The sequence below is a fragment of the Thomasclavelia saccharogumia DSM 17460 genome, assembly GCF_000686665.1.
GTDB lineage: Bacteria > Bacillota_I > Bacilli_A > Erysipelotrichales > Coprobacillaceae > Thomasclavelia > Thomasclavelia saccharogumia.
The window spans coordinates 1-20,034 of sequence record NZ_JMLH01000053.1; the positions used below are offsets into that span (position 1 = coordinate 1).

Annotated in this window: 17 protein-coding genes; 15 read left to right on the forward strand and 2 right to left on the reverse strand. The window is 30.1% G+C overall.

Features of this window, described 5'->3' with window-relative positions:
* Positions 1 to 1,093: 1,093 nt before the first annotated feature.
* The 13 genes from BR82_RS17740 to BR82_RS0111105 all read left to right on the forward strand — a co-directional run bounded on the left by BR82_RS17740 (position 1,094) and on the right by BR82_RS0111105 (position 17,170).
* The gene (locus BR82_RS17740) at positions 1,094 to 1,558 is read left to right on the forward strand and encodes an alpha/beta hydrolase (RefSeq protein WP_240474552.1); all 465 of its coding nucleotides are present in this window, start codon (positions 1,094 to 1,096) and stop codon (positions 1,556 to 1,558) included.
* On the forward strand, positions 1,545 to 2,039 hold the full coding sequence (locus BR82_RS17745; RefSeq protein ID WP_240474553.1) for an alpha/beta hydrolase: 495 nt from the start codon (positions 1,545 to 1,547) through the stop codon (positions 2,037 to 2,039). The genes BR82_RS17740 and BR82_RS17745 overlap by 14 nt, the downstream gene beginning before the upstream one ends.
* Positions 2,040 to 2,050: 11 nt before the next feature.
* Complete coding sequence (locus BR82_RS0111055) at positions 2,051 to 2,785, forward strand: dihydrofolate reductase family protein (RefSeq protein ID WP_027090244.1); 735 nt, start codon at positions 2,051 to 2,053, stop codon at positions 2,783 to 2,785.
* A 67-nt stretch (positions 2,786 to 2,852) separates the two neighbouring features.
* A complete protein-coding gene (locus BR82_RS0111060; RefSeq protein ID WP_027090245.1) occupies positions 2,853 to 3,614 on the forward strand; it encodes a carboxymuconolactone decarboxylase family protein in 762 nt (253 codons plus the stop codon).
* A gap of 517 nt (positions 3,615 to 4,131) precedes the next feature.
* On the forward strand, positions 4,132 to 4,638 hold the full coding sequence (locus BR82_RS0111065; protein WP_027090246.1) for a DUF2798 domain-containing protein: 507 nt from the start codon (positions 4,132 to 4,134) through the stop codon (positions 4,636 to 4,638).
* A gap of 268 nt (positions 4,639 to 4,906) precedes the next feature.
* Positions 4,907 to 6,784, forward strand: coding sequence for a 1,4-alpha-glucan branching protein GlgB (glgB, locus tag BR82_RS0111070; protein WP_027090247.1), 1,878 nt, complete (start codon positions 4,907 to 4,909; stop codon positions 6,782 to 6,784).
* An 11-nt stretch (positions 6,785 to 6,795) separates the two neighbouring features.
* Positions 6,796 to 9,192, forward strand: coding sequence for a glycogen/starch/alpha-glucan phosphorylase (locus BR82_RS0111075; RefSeq protein ID WP_027090248.1), 2,397 nt, complete (start codon positions 6,796 to 6,798; stop codon positions 9,190 to 9,192).
* A gap of 183 nt (positions 9,193 to 9,375) precedes the next feature.
* The gene (gene pulA, locus BR82_RS0111080; protein WP_027090249.1) at positions 9,376 to 11,460 is read left to right on the forward strand and encodes a type I pullulanase; all 2,085 of its coding nucleotides are present in this window, start codon (positions 9,376 to 9,378) and stop codon (positions 11,458 to 11,460) included.
* An 11-nt stretch (positions 11,461 to 11,471) separates the two neighbouring features.
* Positions 11,472 to 12,026 carry an aminoacyl-tRNA hydrolase gene (gene pth, locus BR82_RS0111085; RefSeq protein ID WP_027090250.1) on the forward strand — a complete coding sequence of 185 codons (555 nt, stop codon included), beginning with the start codon at positions 11,472 to 11,474 and terminating at the stop codon, positions 12,024 to 12,026.
* Between the two features lie 8 nt (positions 12,027 to 12,034).
* Entirely contained in the window at positions 12,035 to 15,466 is a 3,432-nt protein-coding gene (mfd, locus tag BR82_RS0111090; protein WP_027090251.1) for a transcription-repair coupling factor, read from the forward strand.
* A gap of 87 nt (positions 15,467 to 15,553) precedes the next feature.
* Positions 15,554 to 16,132 carry a TetR/AcrR family transcriptional regulator gene (locus BR82_RS0111095; RefSeq protein WP_027090252.1) on the forward strand — a complete coding sequence of 193 codons (579 nt, stop codon included), beginning with the start codon at positions 15,554 to 15,556 and terminating at the stop codon, positions 16,130 to 16,132.
* 63 nt (positions 16,133 to 16,195) lie between these two features.
* Positions 16,196 to 16,801 carry a class I SAM-dependent methyltransferase gene (locus tag BR82_RS0111100; RefSeq protein ID WP_027090253.1) on the forward strand — a complete coding sequence of 202 codons (606 nt, stop codon included), beginning with the start codon at positions 16,196 to 16,198 and terminating at the stop codon, positions 16,799 to 16,801.
* On the forward strand, positions 16,802 to 17,170 hold the full coding sequence (locus tag BR82_RS0111105) for a metal-dependent transcriptional regulator (RefSeq protein WP_027090254.1): 369 nt from the start codon (positions 16,802 to 16,804) through the stop codon (positions 17,168 to 17,170). It begins immediately after the preceding gene.
* Between the two features lie 13 nt (positions 17,171 to 17,183).
* On the opposite strand, the gene BR82_RS0111110 is transcribed toward BR82_RS0111105, so the two are convergent.
* Both BR82_RS0111110 and BR82_RS0111115 read right to left on the reverse strand, forming a co-directional pair.
* A complete protein-coding gene (locus tag BR82_RS0111110) occupies positions 17,184 to 17,642 on the reverse strand; it encodes a dUTP diphosphatase (RefSeq protein ID WP_027090255.1) in 459 nt (152 codons plus the stop codon).
* Between the two features lie 55 nt (positions 17,643 to 17,697).
* On the reverse strand, positions 17,698 to 18,297 hold the full coding sequence (locus tag BR82_RS0111115; RefSeq protein WP_027090256.1) for a YigZ family protein: 600 nt from the start codon (positions 18,295 to 18,297) through the stop codon (positions 17,698 to 17,700).
* Positions 18,298 to 18,396: 99 nt separating this feature from the next.
* On the opposite strand from BR82_RS0111115, the gene BR82_RS0111120 reads away from it, so the two are divergent.
* Positions 18,397 to 19,278: a DegV family protein gene (locus tag BR82_RS0111120; protein WP_027090257.1), complete on the forward strand. Its 882-nt coding sequence runs from the start codon at positions 18,397 to 18,399 to the stop codon at positions 19,276 to 19,278.
* Entirely contained in the window at positions 19,266 to 19,715 is a 450-nt protein-coding gene (locus tag BR82_RS0111125) for an S-ribosylhomocysteine lyase (protein ID WP_027090258.1), read from the forward strand. Before BR82_RS0111120 ends, BR82_RS0111125 begins: the two co-directional genes overlap by 13 nt.
* The last annotated feature ends 319 nt before the right edge of the window (positions 19,716 to 20,034 follow it).

Here is a 20,034-nt window from a genome sequence, read left to right on the forward strand (position 1 = left end):
AAATAAAAATATCAATCATAGGGGTATATGAAATGGCTGGATATTTTTATCGGCTAAAAAAGTGTTAGAAATATTATTTTTTCCTAATCATAGTTCCATTGCATTTTGGACACTGACAGCTGTATCCTTGATTTTCTTCACCTAAAAACTCTTCCAGTATTCATTTTGGTACTTTTTTATAACCACATCTCTTACATTTCATCAGTATCATTACCTCTGGTTCCCCCAATAATTCTGCTAGTTCTTCATCGGCCAGATTAATCACTTGTTTACCTTCTTCTTATGCTCATAGCTGTATTTTGCTTTGAGAATCTTTCGGTCACGATATTCTCTGTCATTTTTTAGTTCTTCTATTCTTTTTTGTTTATGGCTCAACAGTTCAGCCATCCTGTTATAGGTCTTTATTGATTTATTTGAATAAAAACCAAAATATCTGTAAGCTATTTGACGCTTACTTTCAAGATGCTTTTGTCTGCGATATTTTCTGTCGTTGAAAAGGGAAGCCAAACAAGCAGTGATCGGTTTTTGATAAAGTAGAAGCGAAGCTGAGCAGGGATAGTAAAGACGATATGACGATGTTTGGATTTAAAAGCCATAGAGCTGACATAAGCAGCACGTCTTTGACTGCATTTAGAACCACATATCAAAAGAAACATCCCTAAGTTTGCCTTTATCATGTAATATAGGAATGATAAGTTATTAAAACTAAGCATTAGACATGATAGGATATTAAGTTTAAAATGAAGATATCAAAAAGATATCTATTTTTTTATTGGAAAATCATGTAATAAATAAGGATGAATTTTTAAGAGTGTTTATTATAAAATTTCTATAACTAAAAAGATATATTAATAGTGGAATTGTTGATTCAAGTGAAGAGTGATAAAGCGCCTCAACGTATAAGCTTAGTTATAACAATAGAGCAGATAGAATTTGATCGTAGCCTTATAAAAATATCTTGAATCATCTGAAATGAAGACAGTAATAGAAATATTGATTAATAAACAAAGAGTAAATCTTTTAGATAAACTCCCAATAATATAGATATCATTGATTATATGATTTATTTATTTATTGAAATAGGAGGTAAAAAATGGATAATTATATTTTTGAATTAAGTGAAAAAGTGAGTAGAAAAAGTGTGTCTTATAAAAACAGATATGGAATTAAATTAGCTGGTGATTTATATATGTCAAAGGATATTGATATGAACAAAAAACATCCAGCATTGGTGATTGGAGCACCTTATGGTGGAGTTAAGGAACAAGGACCAGGTGTGTGGGCTAATGAACTAGCACAAAGAGGATTTGTTATTTTAACATTTGATCCATCATTTAATGGATATAGTGATGGTGGCAAGATGCATATTTCTTCTCCTGATTTATTTACAGAAGATTTTAGTGCAGGCGTTGATTTTTTAGGAACAAGAAGTTTTGTTGATAGAGAAAAAATCGGTGCTATTGGTATTTGTGGCAGTGGAGGATTTGCTTTAGGTGCTGCTCAAGTTGATACAAGGATCAAAGCTGTTGTGACTGCAAGTATGTATGGACATGACTAGAGCTATGAAAATGGGAGATGGTGATGGATTAACAAATGAACAATGGTATGAAACTTTAAAACCAATCAATGAACAAAGATATGATGATTTTGAAAAAGATTATCCAACATTAACACCAAGAAGTGCATTATTGACAGTTGATGAAACAACTGATCCTTTAAGTAGAGAATTTCATGAATTTTATTCTACACCAAGAGGATACCACCCAAATGCTATTGCAGCATTTAGTATGTCAAGTACGATGTCATTTATGAACTTTAATTTATTAGACAATATCAAAAGAATTTCACCTAGATCAATTATGTTTATTGTAGGAGAAAATGCTTTATCTCGTTTCTTTAGCGATGATGCTTATAAAGAAGCTAATGAGCCTAAGGAACTTGTTGTTATTGAAAATTGTAATCATGTTGATTTGTATGATGATGTAAATAAGATTCCATTTGATAAGGTAGAAGAATTTTTTAAAACAAATTTAAAATAGGAGAAGAAATTATGAATAGACCTTATATATTCTGTCATATGTTAACTTCACTTGATGGTAAAATCATGGGTAACTATATGGATACATCTGAATGTGATGAACCAGGTGATAAATTTTATGATATTGCATTTGGAAAAGAACCATATTACAAGCATCAGGGATGGTTATCTGGAAGAGTTACAACAGATGATAATTTTACAATGTATAAAAAGCCGAATTTAAATGAAAATGATCCAGTCGTACCAGAGGGTGATTTTATAGCTGATGGAGATTATCATATGTATTATGTTTCAATCGATCCTTCAGGGAAATTGGGCTGGCAAACAAATACATTAACATATGTAGATACAACGGCACATGTGTTAGAAGTTTTAACAGAAAAAGCCAGTAATGCTTATAAAGCCATGTTAAGAAGATTAAATATTTCTTATGTTATAGCTGGCCAAGAAGAATTAGATTACGAATTGCTGATGGAAAAGTTATATCAAAAATTTCATATTGAAACTTTGATGCTAGGAGGAGGCGGTATCCTTAACTGGTCATTCATTCAAGCTGGTTTATGTGATGAATTAAGTTTAGTGATTGCCCCAGTTGCAGATGGTTCTTCTCAAACACCAGCATTATTTGAAACACGAGAAGGGTTGACACAAGATATCCCAGTAGGATTTGAATTGAAGAATGTAGAAACTTTATCACAGGGAGGCTTGTGGCTACGTTATGAAGTGAATAAAAAAATAACTGATTAAAATAGTTTTTATAAGATAAATTAAATGATATTAATTATTGAAATTATCAAAAAAGAGGTAGATAGAAATGAGTATAACAAAAAATGCAAAAGAGTATCATGAAAAAATGTTTCCTGAATATGAATCACAATTATTAAAAACTGATCCAGAATTTATCGAATTATTTGATAATTTTGCTTTTGATGAAGTCGTCAATCAAGATGATTTAGATGATAAAACAAGATTTATAGCGATTTTAGCAATCCTTTTAGGATGTCAGGGAATTGATGGATTTAAAACAACGTTGAAAGCAGCTTACAACTTTGGTGTAACACCTGTAGAAATGAAAGAAATTGTCTATCAGGGAACTGCTTATTTAGGAATTGGTAGAACGTTTCCGTTTTTGCATGCAATCAATGATTTTTGTACCAAGAATGATATTGCGTTACCTTTAGAAAGACAATCGACAACAGATAGAGAGAGTAGATTGAAAAAAGGTATTCAGGCACAGGTGGATATTTTTGGTGAAGGAATGAGAGATTTTTATAAGTCTGGACCAAAAGAAACCAAACATATTAATCACTGGCTAGCAGATAATTGTTTTGGTGATTATTATACAAGAAATGGTCTAGATTATAAACAAAGAGAAATGATTACATTTTGTTTTTTAGCTGCACAGGGAGGTTGTGAACCACAGTTGATTTCACATGCAGCAGCTAATATAGGGATTGGCAATGATAAAGCATTTTTAATAAAAATAGTTTCACAATGTTTGCCATATATAGGGTATCCAAGAAGTTTAAATGCATTGCGTTGTATAAATGATGCAGAAAAAAGTTTAGAAAAATAGGAAAAAGATGCAACAATTGTAATCATAGATGCTAGTGCTCATTCAGGATTATATCGAAAATGACATTAGTAAGTATTGATTCATTATAAAAATATGACTTTTTTAAATTAATATTGATGATGTTGAGATGTTAAAAATAATTGATACCTGCGATTTAACAGTAGGAAATGTAAAAAAAATATGAAAGAGATAAAATGATTTTTAAAGAACATTTATAGAGAGATCAAAATGAAACGAATAGAAAATAAATTTTGAATAAAATTGATAAATAGAATTATTAGTATATAAAAGTTTAATATGAAAATAACTTTAATTTATTTTGATATAGTAAATTTAAGATATTTAGAAATATTTTAAAAGATTAAAAAGGATTTGAAATTTTTTTCAAAATACTTTAAAATACTTTTAGTCGTGTAGCGAATAATATGCAAAGCGTAATTATAAGGTCACTTATATTACGCTTTTCTTTTTTTATTATATTAAAGCAAACGATAAATTATTTTAGGGGGAAGAAAAAATGCCAAAAACTAAAAAACAAAGTATTATATTTGGAATTATTATGTCAATGACAATGGCTTATGGAATGGAAGTTTATAACGTTGCAATTAAGGAAGGACTTCATTTGACTAATGGCGGGTTCAGCAATATGACAAATAGTGTTTTTCTTGATGCTTTTTTTGAAGCAGCTTATATGTGGATTTTTGTTTTTATATTCTCTAATTTATGGGGAAACAAAATAGGTCATGCATTAGCCAAAAAGATTATTAGACCTGAGCAGGATAATCCTTTCTTTATTACTCTTATTATTTCAGCATGTACTGTTCTTATCATGTGTCCAACAATGAGTATGATAGCATCTATATTATTCAATGTAATTCTTGCTGGTAGTCCGATAACTCAGCTTCCGGCTATATGGGTAGGAACGCTTATTAAAAATTTCCCGATGGCACTTTTATGGAATTTATTTGCTGCTGGACCAATTACAAGACTGATATTTGGAAAGTTAGCACATAAAATTAATTAAATGAAGAAAATTATATTAGAAATATAAAAATATTTATTTAAAGAAATCATCAAAAAGGAATAAGATTATTTAATCTAATTCTTTTTTTGATTTAGATTAAATATTATGAAAGTTTAATGGTATTAAGAATCTTTGTTTATACAGCGTATTGAAAATAACAATGTGTTTAATTTAGAGTGGTGTGAAAGCGCTATCTTTTTTTTAGTGGAATTATTTTTATAATATGTTATAATGTTTGTGTCTAAAATTAATAAAGGGGGAGTGACACATGCTCGATGATTTTTTAATTCACGTATTTCATAAAGGAAATACTCTTGAGGCGTACAAACTTTTTGGTGCCCATTTTGAAACTAATAACCATAAAAAAGGTGTCCGCTTCACCGTATATGCACCTAATGCACGCAGTGTGCAAGTTGTAGGTGAGTTTAATGACTGGGATGGAAAAGATCATTATATGGAAAAATATAGTGACGGTGGTATTTGGACTTTATTTATTCCTGGTATTAAAGAGTATACATTATATAAGTATCGAATCGAAACTCAGAATTTTGCGACTGTAGATCGTGCAGATCCATATGCTTTTTATAGTGAATTAAGACCTGGAACAGCGTCAAGTGTTTACAATATCGAAAATTTTCGGTGGTCTGATAAAAGATGGATGAATAAGCGTACTAAGAATTTTGATAAACCAATGAATATTTATGAAGCAAATATTGGTTCATGGAAAATGAAAAAGGATTTTACAGATGAAGAAGATGGTGAATTCTATACTTATGAAGAAATGATTGATTTATTAATACCGTATTTAGTAGAAAATCATTATACTCATTTGGAGTTAATGCCATTAACTGAGTTCCCTTTTGATGGATCATGGGGATATCAGGCAACAGGATATTTTAGTATTACTAGCCGTTATGGAAAGCCAAAAGGGCTTATGGCTTTCATAAATGCTTGCCATAAAGCGGGTATTGGTGTTATTATGGACTTTGTTCCAGCCCATTTTGTAAAAGATGGTCATGGATTATATAAGTTTGATGGTGGTTTTGTCTATGATTATCCCGATATTAATCGTCGATATACAGAATGGGATAGCGTTTATTTTGATGTTGGTCGTGAAGAAGTTCGTAGTTTTTTAATGAGTAGTGTAGGTTTTTTAGCCGAATATTTTCATATAGATGGAATTAGATTTGATGCAATTAGTAATTTGATTTATTGGAAAGGAAATAAAGAAGCTGGTATAAATGATGGCGCTCATGAGTTTATGAAGCGTATGAACAATCATATGAAAGGCTATTATCCAGGGGTGATGTTGATTGCAGAAGATTCTAGTGATTTTTCTGGGGTTACTAAATCACCCGATATAGGTGGTCTAGGTTTTGACTATAAATGGGATTTAGGCTGGATGAATGATACTTTAAAATATATGAAGTTAAATCCAGTTTATCGTAAATACGATCATAATTTATTAACTTTTTCAATGGCGTATTTTTATAGTGAAAACTTTATTTTACCATTCTCTCATGATGAGGTAGTTCATAGTAAAGGAACTATTATTGATAAAATATGGGGAAATAATGAACAAAAATTTGCACAATTGAAAACATTATATACTTATATGATGATTCATCCTGGTAAAAAATTGAATTTTATGGGAAATGAGTTAGGTGAGTATAAAGAATGGGATGAAAAGGTTTCTTTAGGATGGAATATCTTAACATATCCAATCCATGATTCATTCCATGAATTTATGATAAAATTAAATGAAGTATACAAAGACCATCTTTGTATGTATCAACAAGATTATGGAATGGATGGCTTTGAATGGCTTGTGGTTGATGATTCTAATCAAAGTGTTTTTGCGATTGAACGTAAAGATACAAATGGTAATTCATTGATTGCAGTAATGAATTTTACAGAAAATAAACATACTGGATATATGATTCCAGTTAATAAGCCAGGAAGCTATAAAGAAATTTTAAATAGTGATAAGGATATTTATACGGGCGGTAATTTTATAAATAAACGTGCTATTAGAGCTAAAAAGGGACAGGTTTTAAACAAAGACTATTATATACCAGTAAATATTGCGCCTTTTGGCAGTATGATCTTTGAATACAAACCAATTAATAGTAAAACTGATAAATAAGGGGAAGTAAAATGTTTAAGACAAAAGAAGAGTTTAAATATGAGTTTTCAAAAAGAATTATTGAAACATATGGAAGAACAGTAGAAGAATCGCATCTTACTGAAAAATTCTTAGTATTAGAATTAATGGTAAGAGATTATGCTTCAGTAAACTGGGCAACTAGTAAAGCTTTGATTCGTAATAATTATCAAAAACAAATGCATTATTTTTCTATGGAATTTTTAATGGGTCGTCTATTAGTCAATAATATGATGAATCTTGGAATCTATGATATCGCAAAAGATGGACTTGCTGAATATGGAATCAATATCCATGATTTAGAGGAATTAGAATCTGATGCCGGATTAGGGAATGGTGGTTTAGGAAGATTAGCTGCCTGCTTTATGGATTCTCTTGCTTCGCTTGCTTATCCTGGTCATGGTCATACAATTCGTTATGAATTTGGATTATTTAAACAAAAAATAGAAAACGGTTATCAAATTGAATTGCCAGATCAATGGATGCAGACAGGATTTAATTGGGAAGTAAGAAAACCTAAACATCGTGTTCCAGTAAAATTCTTTGGAAAAATTGTTTATAACGAAACTACTGGAAAATATGAACACGTGGATGCAGAAGAAGTTTATGCGGTTCCTTATGATGTACCAATTATTGGTAATGGAACTACAACAACTAATACTTTGAGATTATGGGAAGCAGAAGCAAGTGATAATATTCCTGCAAATCAAAACTTTAGACAATATATCCAAAATGTACGTGATATTTGTCAGATGCTTTATCCAGATGATTCAACCCCAGCTGGTAAGATGTTGCGGTTAAAACAAGAATATTTTTTCACATGTGCAGGATTAAATTCAATTGTAAAAGCTCATTTAAGAGTTTATCCAAATATGAATAATTTTCATGAAAAAAATGTTATTCAATTGAATGATACTCATCCAGTACTTGCAATTCCAGAATTAATGAGAATTTTAATTGATGAAAAAGGTTATGAATGGGATGAAGCTTGGGATATTACAACTCAAACCTTTGCTTATACAAATCATACTATTTTAGCTGAAGCTTTAGAAACATGGCCAATTGATTTAATGCAGTCATTATTACCACGTATTTACCAGATCATTGAGGAAATTCATCGTCGTTTTATCGGTTATGTAAAGATGGTAAGTAACCGTGATGAGGAATTACTAAATCGTGTTATGATTTTAAGAGATGGTACAGTATATATGGCTCGTCTTGCCATTGTGGGAAGTTTTAGTGTCAATGGTGTAGCTAAATTGCATTCTGATATTTTAGTTCAACGCGAATTAAAAGATTTTGCAGTTTTGTATCCAAATAAATTTAATAATAAAACTAATGGTGTAACACATCGTCGCTGGCTTGCATATTGTAATCCTGAACTTGCTTCATTGATCAATGAATATATTGGTAATGATTGGATCAAAGATCCTGATAAGCTAGAAGATTTGATGAGTTATGTTGATGATAAGGTCTTACAAGATCGCTTTTTAGAAGTAAAACGTGAAAGAAAACAAATTTTAGCTGATTATATTTTAGAACATAACGGAATTAAAGTTGATGTTGATAGCATTTTTGATATTCAAGTAAAACGTCTTCATGCTTATAAACGTCAATTATTAAATGTACTACACATTATTGATCTATATTTTAGAATGAAAGATAATCCAGATTATCGAATTGAACCAAGAACATTTATCTTTGGGGCTAAAGCAGCAAGTGGATATTATTTTGCTAAAAAAGTAATTAAATTGATCAATAGTGTTGGTGAAATCGTAAATAATGACCCAGAAACAAATAAATATTTAAAAGTAGTTTTCTTGGAAAATTATGGTGTAACTTTAGCTGAAAAGATCATGCCGGCAGCTGATGTTTCTGAACAAATATCTACGGCTGGTAAAGAGGCAAGTGGAACTGGTAATATGAAGTTCATGATGAATGGTGCTATTACGCTTGGTACTTTAGATGGTGCTAATGTAGAAATTTCACAGCGTGTTGGTGATGAAAACTGTATTATCTTTGGTATGAAAGATCATGAGGTTAAAGATCTACAAAATAGTGGCACTTATAATGCTTGGGATATTTATAATAATAATCCACAATTAAAACGTGTTATTGATAGTTTGATGGATGGCACATTTATTGCAAACAGAGAAGAATTTAGGGTTATTTTTGAAGAATTAATGAACAAAAATGATGAATATTTTGTATTGGCTGATTATGATGCATATTGCAATGCACAGGCAAAAGTAAGAGATCTATATCAAGATCGCTCTCGCTGGGCAAAAGTTTGTTTGATTAATATTGCTAAAAGCGGGTTCTTCTCTTCTGATCGTACTATTCAAGAATATGTGGATGATATTTGGCATTTAGAGAAAGTTAAATTTTAAAAATATAAAAAATAAAAAAACTGTTAGCCTGAATAGCTAACAGTTTTTATTATTAAAAAGATAAAAATGTATAATCTAATTTGTGTTATGGAATAATATTAAAAAATAGAAATAACTGACTTTTATTGCATTGCCTTAGTTAAAAAGATAAGCTATAATGAGATAGAAAATGGGGGTGAATTTATGGAAAAAAGTGCTGTTAGAATGATTGCACGAATGGTAGCTTTGAAAAAAATTGAAGTTTTACTTTTAAAAAAATACTATGGTGGAAATAGCCCGCGATTTTATTTACGTGATTTAACTAATAATGATTTAACGGAAATAAAGATTTCTAGCAAGAATGTAGAAGATCAGTTTACTCATTACTATTTCGATGATGTTGAAATAGATTTTTGTCATATTTACCAAGTTGTTGATGCTTATGGATTAACAGAAACTTTACAGTATACTAAACTTGTTAATGATCACGATTTTTTGAAACAAAATTATTATGATGGTGATGATTTGGGAAGTCATTATCGTTCTGGATATACGACATTTAAAGTATGGGCGCCAACAGCTTTGCAAATGAAGGTTTCAATTACTAAGCGTGATAATACTTATACTTATGAAATGCAAAGAGTAGATAATGGTATTTTTTATGCAAAAGTTATAGGTGATTTTGATAACTGTCAGTATGTGTATTTAGTTAGACATCACGAAAGTTTTTGTCGGGCTTTAGATCCATATGCATATAGTTCATCTGCCAATGGGCGAAGTAGTATAATAATTGATTTAAATAAGATCAATATAGATATAAAGCGTGATTGTTTAACACCGTTAATTAAAAAGACGGATGCTATTATTTATGAAGCAAGTGTTCGTGATTATACAATGTATGAAAATAGTTTAAGCCTTCATAAGGGAAAATTTAAGGGGATTTGTGAAGAAGGTTTAAAGACAAAATATGGTAATAGTGCGGGATTAGATTATTTAGTTGAATTAGGGATCACACATTTACAGTTAATGCCAATATATGATTTTGCAACGGTTGATGAAAATAATCCTGAATTATTATATAATTGGGGTTATGATCCAGCTCAGTACAATGTTCCTGAAGGAAGTTATTGTAGCGATCCAGATGATGGTTATAGCCGTGTTGTAGAATGTAAAGAAATGATTTCTAAATTACATTCTAGAGGTATCAGAGTCGTCATGGATGTTGTTTATAATCATATGTATGATGTAAATGCTAGTGCTTTTGAAAGATTGGTACCAGGATATTATTTTAGAAAAAATTCTGATGGAACGTTATCTAATGGTTCCTGGTGTGGCAATGATTTAAATAGTCAAGAACATATGGTTAGAAAATATATTCTTGATATGTCAAAGCGTTGGCAGCAGTTTTATGGTGTCGATGGCTTTCGTTTTGATTTGATGGGGATAATCGATATTACTACCATTAATAAAGTGTATGAAACATGTTCAAATTATGATAAATCGTTTATTATATATGGTGAAGGCTGGAATATGCCGACAAATTTACCTGATGAAAAGAAAGCAATGCAGGATAATCATGCTAAAATGTTAAATATTAGTTTTTTTAATGATGAATTTAGAGATGTTATCAAAGGTGGTAGTGGCGATTTTGTCTTAGTAAATAAAGGATTTATTACTGGTAATCTTTATGAAACAGAACATGCTAAAAACGTAATTTCAGGATTAAATCGATATTCAAGACCAGATCAGTCGATTAATTATGTAGAGTGTCATGATAATGCGACAGTTTTTGACAAGTTATATATTTCTAATGTTGAAGAAGGGTTAAAGGGTATTTTAAATCGACAAAAAAATTTAACGATTATGACATTATTATCTCAGGGAATTCCATTTATCCATGCTGGTCAGGAGTTTTATCGTACTAAAGATAGGATTTATAATTCATACAATTCACCAGATACGATCAATTCTTTAAATTGGGATTTTAGAGATATTTATAAAGATGATATCGATGATATTAAAAAAATTATTAAATTGCGAAAAGATAATGAATGTTTTCGCTATGATACTAGAGAGAAAATAGAAAAAAATGTTTTAGTTGAAAATATTGATTATAAGATGTTAAAATATACTCTCAAACAAGATAGTGGTGAATATAAAGAATTTAAGATTTATATTAATCCATCTAATTTTACTTTTGATTATCAGGAAAAGGATTATCAATGTTTTTATGGTAACCTTGTAGATGATCAAATTGGGCCTAAAACTATTGTTATTTTAGCAAAGTAAAGGAGAAATAAATGAAGTTGATTGTAGGATTAGGGAACCCTGGTAAAGAGTACGAGGGAACCCGACATAATTGTGGATTTATGGTTATTGATAAATTAGCAGAAAAATTGAATGTAAATATTGATTTAAGTAAATTTAAAGGTTTATACACTAAATTTAAATATCGTGGGGAAGATGTGATCTTATTAAAACCGCAAACATACATGAATCTTTCTGGCGAATCTGTCAATGCGATAATGCAGTTTTTTAAGATTGAAAAAGACGATTTATTAGTTATATATGATGATTTAGATATGCCGGTGGGAAAATTAAGATTACGAAAAACAGGTAGTGCTGGTGGCCATAATGGGATAAAGAATATTATTGCTCATTTAAATAGTCAGGATTTTAAACGGATTCGTGTTGGAATTGACCGTCATAAATATATGAAAGTAGTTGATTATGTTTTATCACGTTTTACTAAAGAAGAAAATGAAGCAATATCACAGGGAATTGAAAATGCTGCAAATGCTATTATCGACTATCTTGATCATGATTTTGATTATGTGATGAATCGTTATAATTAGAGGAAGTTATGAAACAGTTAGATGATATTTTAAGACAAAATGCAGCTTTTAAAGCTTTATTGAATGGTAAAGGAAACATCGTTGTTAACGATATTAACGATGAGGCACTACTTATATCCAGTGCCTTTTTAACATTAAAAAAAGATATTGTAGTTATAAAGCCAAATCAATATGAAGCTAATATGCTATACCAGCGCATCATGTCAATTAATGATAATGATGTTTTGCTGTTTCCCGTTGATGAATCATATCGAATTGAAGCTTTAGCAGCTTCACCGGAATTATTAGGGCAGAGACTTGATACGCTATATCGTTTGACCACAGATAAACCTAAATTAGTAATAACACATGTACAGGCAATAGTTCGTTATTTACCTGATCAACAAATATTCAAAGAAAATTGCTTGAATTTAAAAGTTGGAATGCAAATAGATATTTATGATTTACAGAAATATTTATTAAAAGCTGGTTATCAAAGTGCAATTAGGGTCGATCAGCCTTTCTATTTTTCAAAACGCGGTGGCGTAATCGATGTATTTTCAATTCAATATGAGACACCGGTGAGAATTGAATTTTTTGATGATGAAATTGATAACATTCGTTTTTATAATCAAAATAGTCAAAGAACGATTGAAAATGTTAATGAAATAACAATTATTCCCGCCAGTGATGTTTTGTATGATGACCAGGAAGTACCAGCAGTTATTAGTAAAATTAATGATTTAAGAGATAAACAGGTTGAAACATTAGATGAAGTATATTTAGATGACTATTTAAATAAGATTTCTATTGATCAAGAGAATCTTCGAAATCATGATACTAGTTTTTCAATGTATAATTATTTTAGTTTATTTAAACAAACATCTAGTATTAAAGATTATTTACAAGATCCATTGATCATTCTTGCTAACAGTCAGGATATTAATTTTGCTTATAAGAATTATCTTGAAGAAAACCATTATTATTATCAAGAGTTAGCAGCTATTGGTAAAAGTATACAGGGATTAAACTTATCTAGAGATCTTTATGAAGTGATCGATGATGCAGCAATTGATTTTAAATCTTTTGCAACTCATGAAAAAGATATATTATTTAATGCTAGACCAATCATGATCGATAATCAGGATGAAAAATTAATTATTAATCAAATTAGAAGTTATTTAAAGTTATCAAAAGTAGTGATTGCTTTAGATGATGAACATCAATTAAGATTAATGAGTGATTTGTTTGATCGTTATGAATTATTGTATACATTGGTAGGATCTAAAGATGAATTATATCCAGGATTAAATATCACGATAAATAAGATTGGTTTTGGAATTGAGCTGATTGATGAAAATATTGTCATAATTAGTGCTAATGAACTATTTAAGACAAGAAATATCAAAAAGCCAAAATATTTTAAATACAAAAATGCTAAGGTTTTAAAAGATTATCAGGAATTAAATGTAGGTGATTATGTTGTTCATGATAATTATGGAATCGGACAATATCTTGGTATCAAGACTTTAGAAGTACAAGGCTTTCATAAAGATTATTTATATGTAGCTTATGCTGGCGAAGATACATTATATATTCCCGTTGAACAGTTTAAATTAATTCGTAAATATTCTAGTGGTGAAGGAAAAGTTCCTAAAATCAATAAATTAGGCAGCTCACAGTGGCAAAAAACCAAAGCTAAAGCTAGAAATAAAGTTGATGATATTGCAGATAAATTAATTGAAATTTATGCTGCAAGAATCAATCAGCCGGGCTATGCTTTTCCAGCCGATAATGAATTGCAAATAGAATTTGAAAAAGCTTTTGGCTATGAACTAACTGCAGATCAAGTACGTTCGGTTGAGGAAATCAAAGCCGATATGGAAAAACCACAGCCAATGGATCGATTGTTATGTGGTGATGTTGGTTTTGGAAAAACGGAAGTAGCCTTACGGGCAGCATTTAAAGCTATTTTAGGTAATAAGCAGGTGGCTTTTTTATGTCCGACAACGATTTTATCAATGCAGCATTATAAGACAATGATAGCTAGATTTGAAAATTTCCCGGTTAGAATTGCTTTATTAAATCGTTTTACTTCAACAAAACAAAAAAATCAAATTCTTAAAGACCTTAAATTAGGAAATATTGATTTATTAGTTGGAACCCATCGTATTTTATCTAAAGATGTTATTTTTAAAGATATTGGTCTTTTGTGCATTGATGAAGAACAGCGTTTTGGGGTTAAACAAAAAGAAAAAATCAAAGAATACCGAAAGACGATCGATGTCTTAACACTCACGGCAACTCCGATTCCTAGAACATTACAAATGTCGTTGATGGGAATTAGAGGGTTATCCCAAATTGAAACCCCACCTAAAAATCGTCAGCCGGTACAGACATATGTAATTGAAAAAAATAACGTTTTAATAAAACAGATCATTGAACGTGAATTAGCCCGTGATGGCCAGGTTTTTTATTTGTATAATCGAACCAATCAAATTGCTAATGTGGCTTATAATATTAGCTTGATGGTACCTGGTGCTAATGTAGCGATTGGTCATGGACAGATGGATAAAAATGAATTAGAAGATGTAATGTTGCGTTTTGTTAATAAAGAATTTAATGTTCTTGTTTGTACAACGATAATTGAAACGGGAATCGATATTCCTAATGCGAATACAATAATTGTTGAGGATGCTGATAAATTTGGCTTAAGTCAGCTATATCAAATAAAAGGCCGTGTCGGACGTAGTAATCGCGGGGCTTATGCATATTTATTATATAATCCTTCACGTATTTTGAATGAAGAAGCAAGTAAACGCTTAAAAGCAATTAAAGAATTTACAGAATTAGGCAGCGGTTATAAAATAGCTATGCGCGATCTTGCGATTCGTGGCTCTGGAGATATTTTAGGGGGAACGCAGTCAGGTTTTATTGATTCTATTGGTTTTGAAATGTATATGAAAATTTTACAAGATGCTATTAATGAAAAAATGGGCAAAGAAGAATCATTGGAATCTGAGGTTAAAAGTGTTAATGTTAATGTTGAAGGTTATATTCCTCATGATTATGTTTCTAGTGATATTGAAAAATTAGAATTATATCAGCGTCTAGATAACACTAAAACAATAAACGGAATCGATCATTTAAAAAGTGAGTTCGTTGATTATTATGGAAAATTGCCAGATGAAGTAGCTACTTTGATTGAAAAAAGAAAATTAGATATTTTGGCGGCTTCTAAGATTATTGATAATTTAGAAGAAAAGAAAGGTAAAATGGAGATAACGTTTAGTAAGGACTATAGCAAAAATGTAAAAGGAGACCAGTTGTTTGAAATAGTAAATCGATTGTTTACAAGACCGATGTTTAAGCAGCTGGATAATAAAATCATCATTATTTTACCTAAAGGTGATCAATGGTTAGAAAGAATGAATCAGTTGATTACAACGTTAAATCACTAAGAGGCTTAGGCCTCTTTTTTGTTAATCAAACTAACAAAAAATGAACATTGTTCATTGAATCTTTGATTTCGTTGGACTATAATAAAAATGAAAAGAGATGATGTAATGGAAAATAAAGCTGATAAACGAAAAAAAGAAATTATTGTTGCAGCAATGCAGTTATTTAGTGAAAAAGGTTATGAGCAAACATCAATGCGTGATATTGCCAAAAGTTTGAAAGTATCATTAGGCTTATGTTATCGTTACTTTGATTCTAAACAAGTTCTATTTAATGAAGCAGTAGATTATTATATCGAGGATTGTTGTAATAATTATTTAAAAATATTACATGATCCTAATATTGAAATCATTGAAAAAATGGATCTTTTATTTATGATGATTGGTAGCGATCATCATAAAATGCAATACCACGATTTTTTTCATCGTATCGAAAACGCTGATCTTCATGAACAGTTATCGATTAGGTTGTGTAAATATATGTATCCACATTTATTAAAAGAAATTGAAAAGGCTATCGATAAAGGAAGTCTAGCTATAAAAAATCCTGATATTTTAGTAAGTTTCATTACTTATGGGCAAATTGGTTTGCTTTCTAAACATGATACTGATCATCATCAAATCGCTAAGATTTTAAGAGAATATGTTAATAAATTAATGGATCTATAATCCCTGTTGATCAGGGATTATAAAATAGTATGAAAATGAACATTGTTCATTATTGGAGGGAATATGAATAAAAAAGAACAAAGTCGCCAAGCTTTTGATTTACAAGCTGAAAAATATGATACAACATCTTTTAGTAAACATGCTAAAAAATTATATCCGTATATCTTGAATGAAATCACGCATTGTCATGGTAAAACTATCCTGGATCTAGGATGTGGAACGGGCTTATTAATGGAACAGGTTATTAATTTAGATGAGTCATGTTGTGTTACTGGTTTAGACATATCTAGTAAAATGATCGAGGTAGCAAAAAAGCGAATTAAAAATAAGGGTATCCTGGTTATTGGGGATAGTGAAGAATTGCCTTTTGCTAACCAAAGTTTTGATATTGTCTATTGTAATGATTCATTTCATCATTATCCTGATCCTAAAAAGGTGCTTGAAGAAGTATGGCGAGTATTAAAGTATGGAGGAGTATTTATTCTCGGTGATATTTATCAGCCGGTCATTGCTCAACAAATCATGAATTTTTTGATTAGATATAGTCATGAAGGTGATGTGAGAATTTATTCAAAGAAAGAAATAGTATCTTTGATGAGTGAATTATTTCATAAAATTGAGTGGACTAAGTTATCAAATAGCGCTTATTTGGTTAAAGGAGTAAAGTAAATGAGTTTAGTTACAGAGAAAAAATATTTAAGAACAATTTATCAATTGTCTTTACAAAAAAAGAAAATAAGACAGATTGATCTGGCTCTAAGTCTTGGTTATGCTCGTTCAAGTATTTCAATTATGGTAAAACATTTAATCAAGGAAGATTTGATTGTTATAGAAGATGGTTTTATTTTTTTAACTGTTAAAGGAATGAAAATAGCTAAAGAAAGTTTACAAGTACATCAAAAAGCTTATGGATGGCTTATGAATCAGGGCTTTTTAGCATTTGAAGCAAGCGAATATGCGACAAAAATTGCTGATAATTTTGATGAAAAATTTATTAAAATGTTAATTGAAAAAAATAATACGATACTATCATATTGATAGTATCGTATTATTAGTTATTACTGTAATTTTGTAAAATCGTATCGAAATCTAGCCCAATTTTAAATCCTAACGTAAAATAATCATCAACGCAATTTTGAAATGCTTCAAAAGTATATGTTTCAATTACTTTTAAAGCACTTTGATAAACTTTGATCAATTGATCAGTAATATTTTTTGAATCACTGATTTCTTGATAATTTTTTAGATTATCAACATGTAATTCAAAACCAATCGACATTAACATGTGTAAACCATCAATATAAAAATCCATAAGCTCCTTACTATCTGTAGAAGAGCTATCCCAAAAACTAAATACTTTAGCTTCTTCTCCCACTTTTCCTAGTTCACAAAGAAAAGCTAATGTCTTAGTTTTAACTTTATCTTTATTCAAAACAGCATGATTAGGATCAGTAACTAATTTTAACTCATTAGATACATGTTTTTGATAAATTTTGTTGATTTCGTTCATCTTAATAATCACCTCTTAATAATTATTATACTCATATTTATGACATTTTCATGAATTAAGATAATTCAATATAATCATTTCTAAGATATTCTTTTTTATAAGTATTATTAGTTAGATCCTGAATAATTGAAAAAAATGCTTCATCTTCAAGATAACAGCTATAACTAACACGTTCAAGATATTCTACATTAATACACTTGATCTTATGAACTTTAAGCAGGTGTTCAAACTTTTTAGTAAAAGAATAATCAATCGTTATTTTGTATAAAGGCACATTAAATTTTTCAACAATGTCAGCCTCTTTTAAAGCGTCGGCAACACTTTGACGATAGGCTCTGGTCAATCCGCCAGCTCCCAATTTAATTCCCCCAAAATATCTTGTTACAATAGCAATAATGTTTGTTAGATTATTTTTTTCTAGAACATCAAGCATTGGTAATCCAGCTGTTCCACTAGGTTCATTATCATCATTGGCTCTTTTTTGATTATTGACAATATAAGCGATACAATTATGGGTAGCATCATGGTACTTTTCTCGATATTTATGAATTATTTTTTCTATTTCTTCTTCATCATTGCATGGAATTAGAGTACAAATAAATTCTGATTTTTTTATTGTCCAGCGGTAAGTTGTAATTTCACGTACTGATTTCATCAAATCCCTCATTTCTTTATTTATCATAACATATATTACTAGAAATATGGTCATAAATTTGATATATTAGTTACATAACTATAGGAGGAAAGAATAACCATGAATAAAATAGCAGTTTTAGCCGACAGTGGATGTCAATTGCCAATTGGAACATTAGAGGATCAGGGTATTTATATTGTTCCCTTAACAATAACTATGAATAATAAGACATATTTAGATTTGGAAGAAATAACTGCTTTAGAAGTTTTTGAAAGAATGAATGAAACAGGTGAAATAGTAAAGACATCACAGCCATCGACAGGATCGATTCAGGCAGCGGTTCACAAAATTAAAGCAGCTGGATACGAACATATTATCGCTCTTTCAATTGCAACAGGATTATCTTCAACTTTAAATGGAATGAAATTAGCTTGTGATATGGTAGGGATGCCGGTTACTTTAATTGATACTAAAGGTACTGCTAGTAATCATCGTTATTTAATTAGAGTAGCTAAAACATTGATTGATGAGGGTAAAGATATCGGTGAAATTGAAAGCATTTTAACAAGCATGGTAGAAGAGTCAGGCACTTTGATCATGGCTCCAAATTTAGATCACTTGAAAAAAGGTGGTCGCATCACACCAGCAGTAGCAATGCTTGGTAATTTATTAAAAATTGTACCTGTTATGAAATTAAATTATGATCTAGGCGGTAAAATCGATACTTTAGATAAAGTTAGAACTGTCAAAAAAGCAAATTTAAAAATTATTGATTATATGGTTGATGTATGTGGAATTAATAATCAGGATTATATTATTGCTATTGAACATGTTTTAGTTGATGAATTAGCACAGTCGATGAAGCAGATTTTAATTGAGCGAATTGGAAAATGTCAAATTATAGTTAGGGAACTGCCGGCAGTAGTTGGTGCACATATGGGTGTTGGTGGTGTTGGATATCAATTTATAAAGAAATATGGAGGCTTATCGTGGAACGAATAACAAGTTTTAGTGTTGATCATACAAAGTTGACAAAAGGAATATATATTTCAAGAATTGATGATAATTTGATAACTTTTGATATTAGAATGACAACTCCTAATCTTGAACCCGCTCTCGATCCTAAAGCTGCACACACGATTGAACATATTGGAGCAACATTACTTCGTAATGGTAAATTTAAAGATAAAATTATTTATTTTGGACCAATGGGATGTCTAACTGGATTTTATTTAATAGTTAAAGAGCTAGATTTGAATCAAGTTATTGAGCTTGTTAAAGAAGTATTTAGTAAAATTGCTTTATGGGATCAGGAAATACCAGGTGCTAAGATAGAAGAATGTGGTAACTATAGTTTTATGGATCTAAATAAAGCTAAAGAAGCAGCTCGATATTTTATTAATAGTTCATGGCAGCATCAATATCATTATTTAAAATAAAGTATTTGAGTTTCGATAAAAAATAAAGAACAGGTAGAAAGTCATTCACAACTTGCCTGTTCTTGCTTGTTTTATAAGGAAAATCAGCCTCGAAAATGTTATAATTTATTTAACCAGATAAACAAAATTTAGGAGGGATTTTCCATGAACTATTTTACCACAGATCTATATGAAACCAAAAGAGAAATTGTTATTTTTTCAGATAAACTTGCTTCTGGTCTTTCTAAGCCTGAATATAAATTTGTAATAGATATGATGTTTGGACTTTCTAGAAGTCAGAGTGTTTTATTAAGTGATATAGCTCGTTCTCTTGATGAAA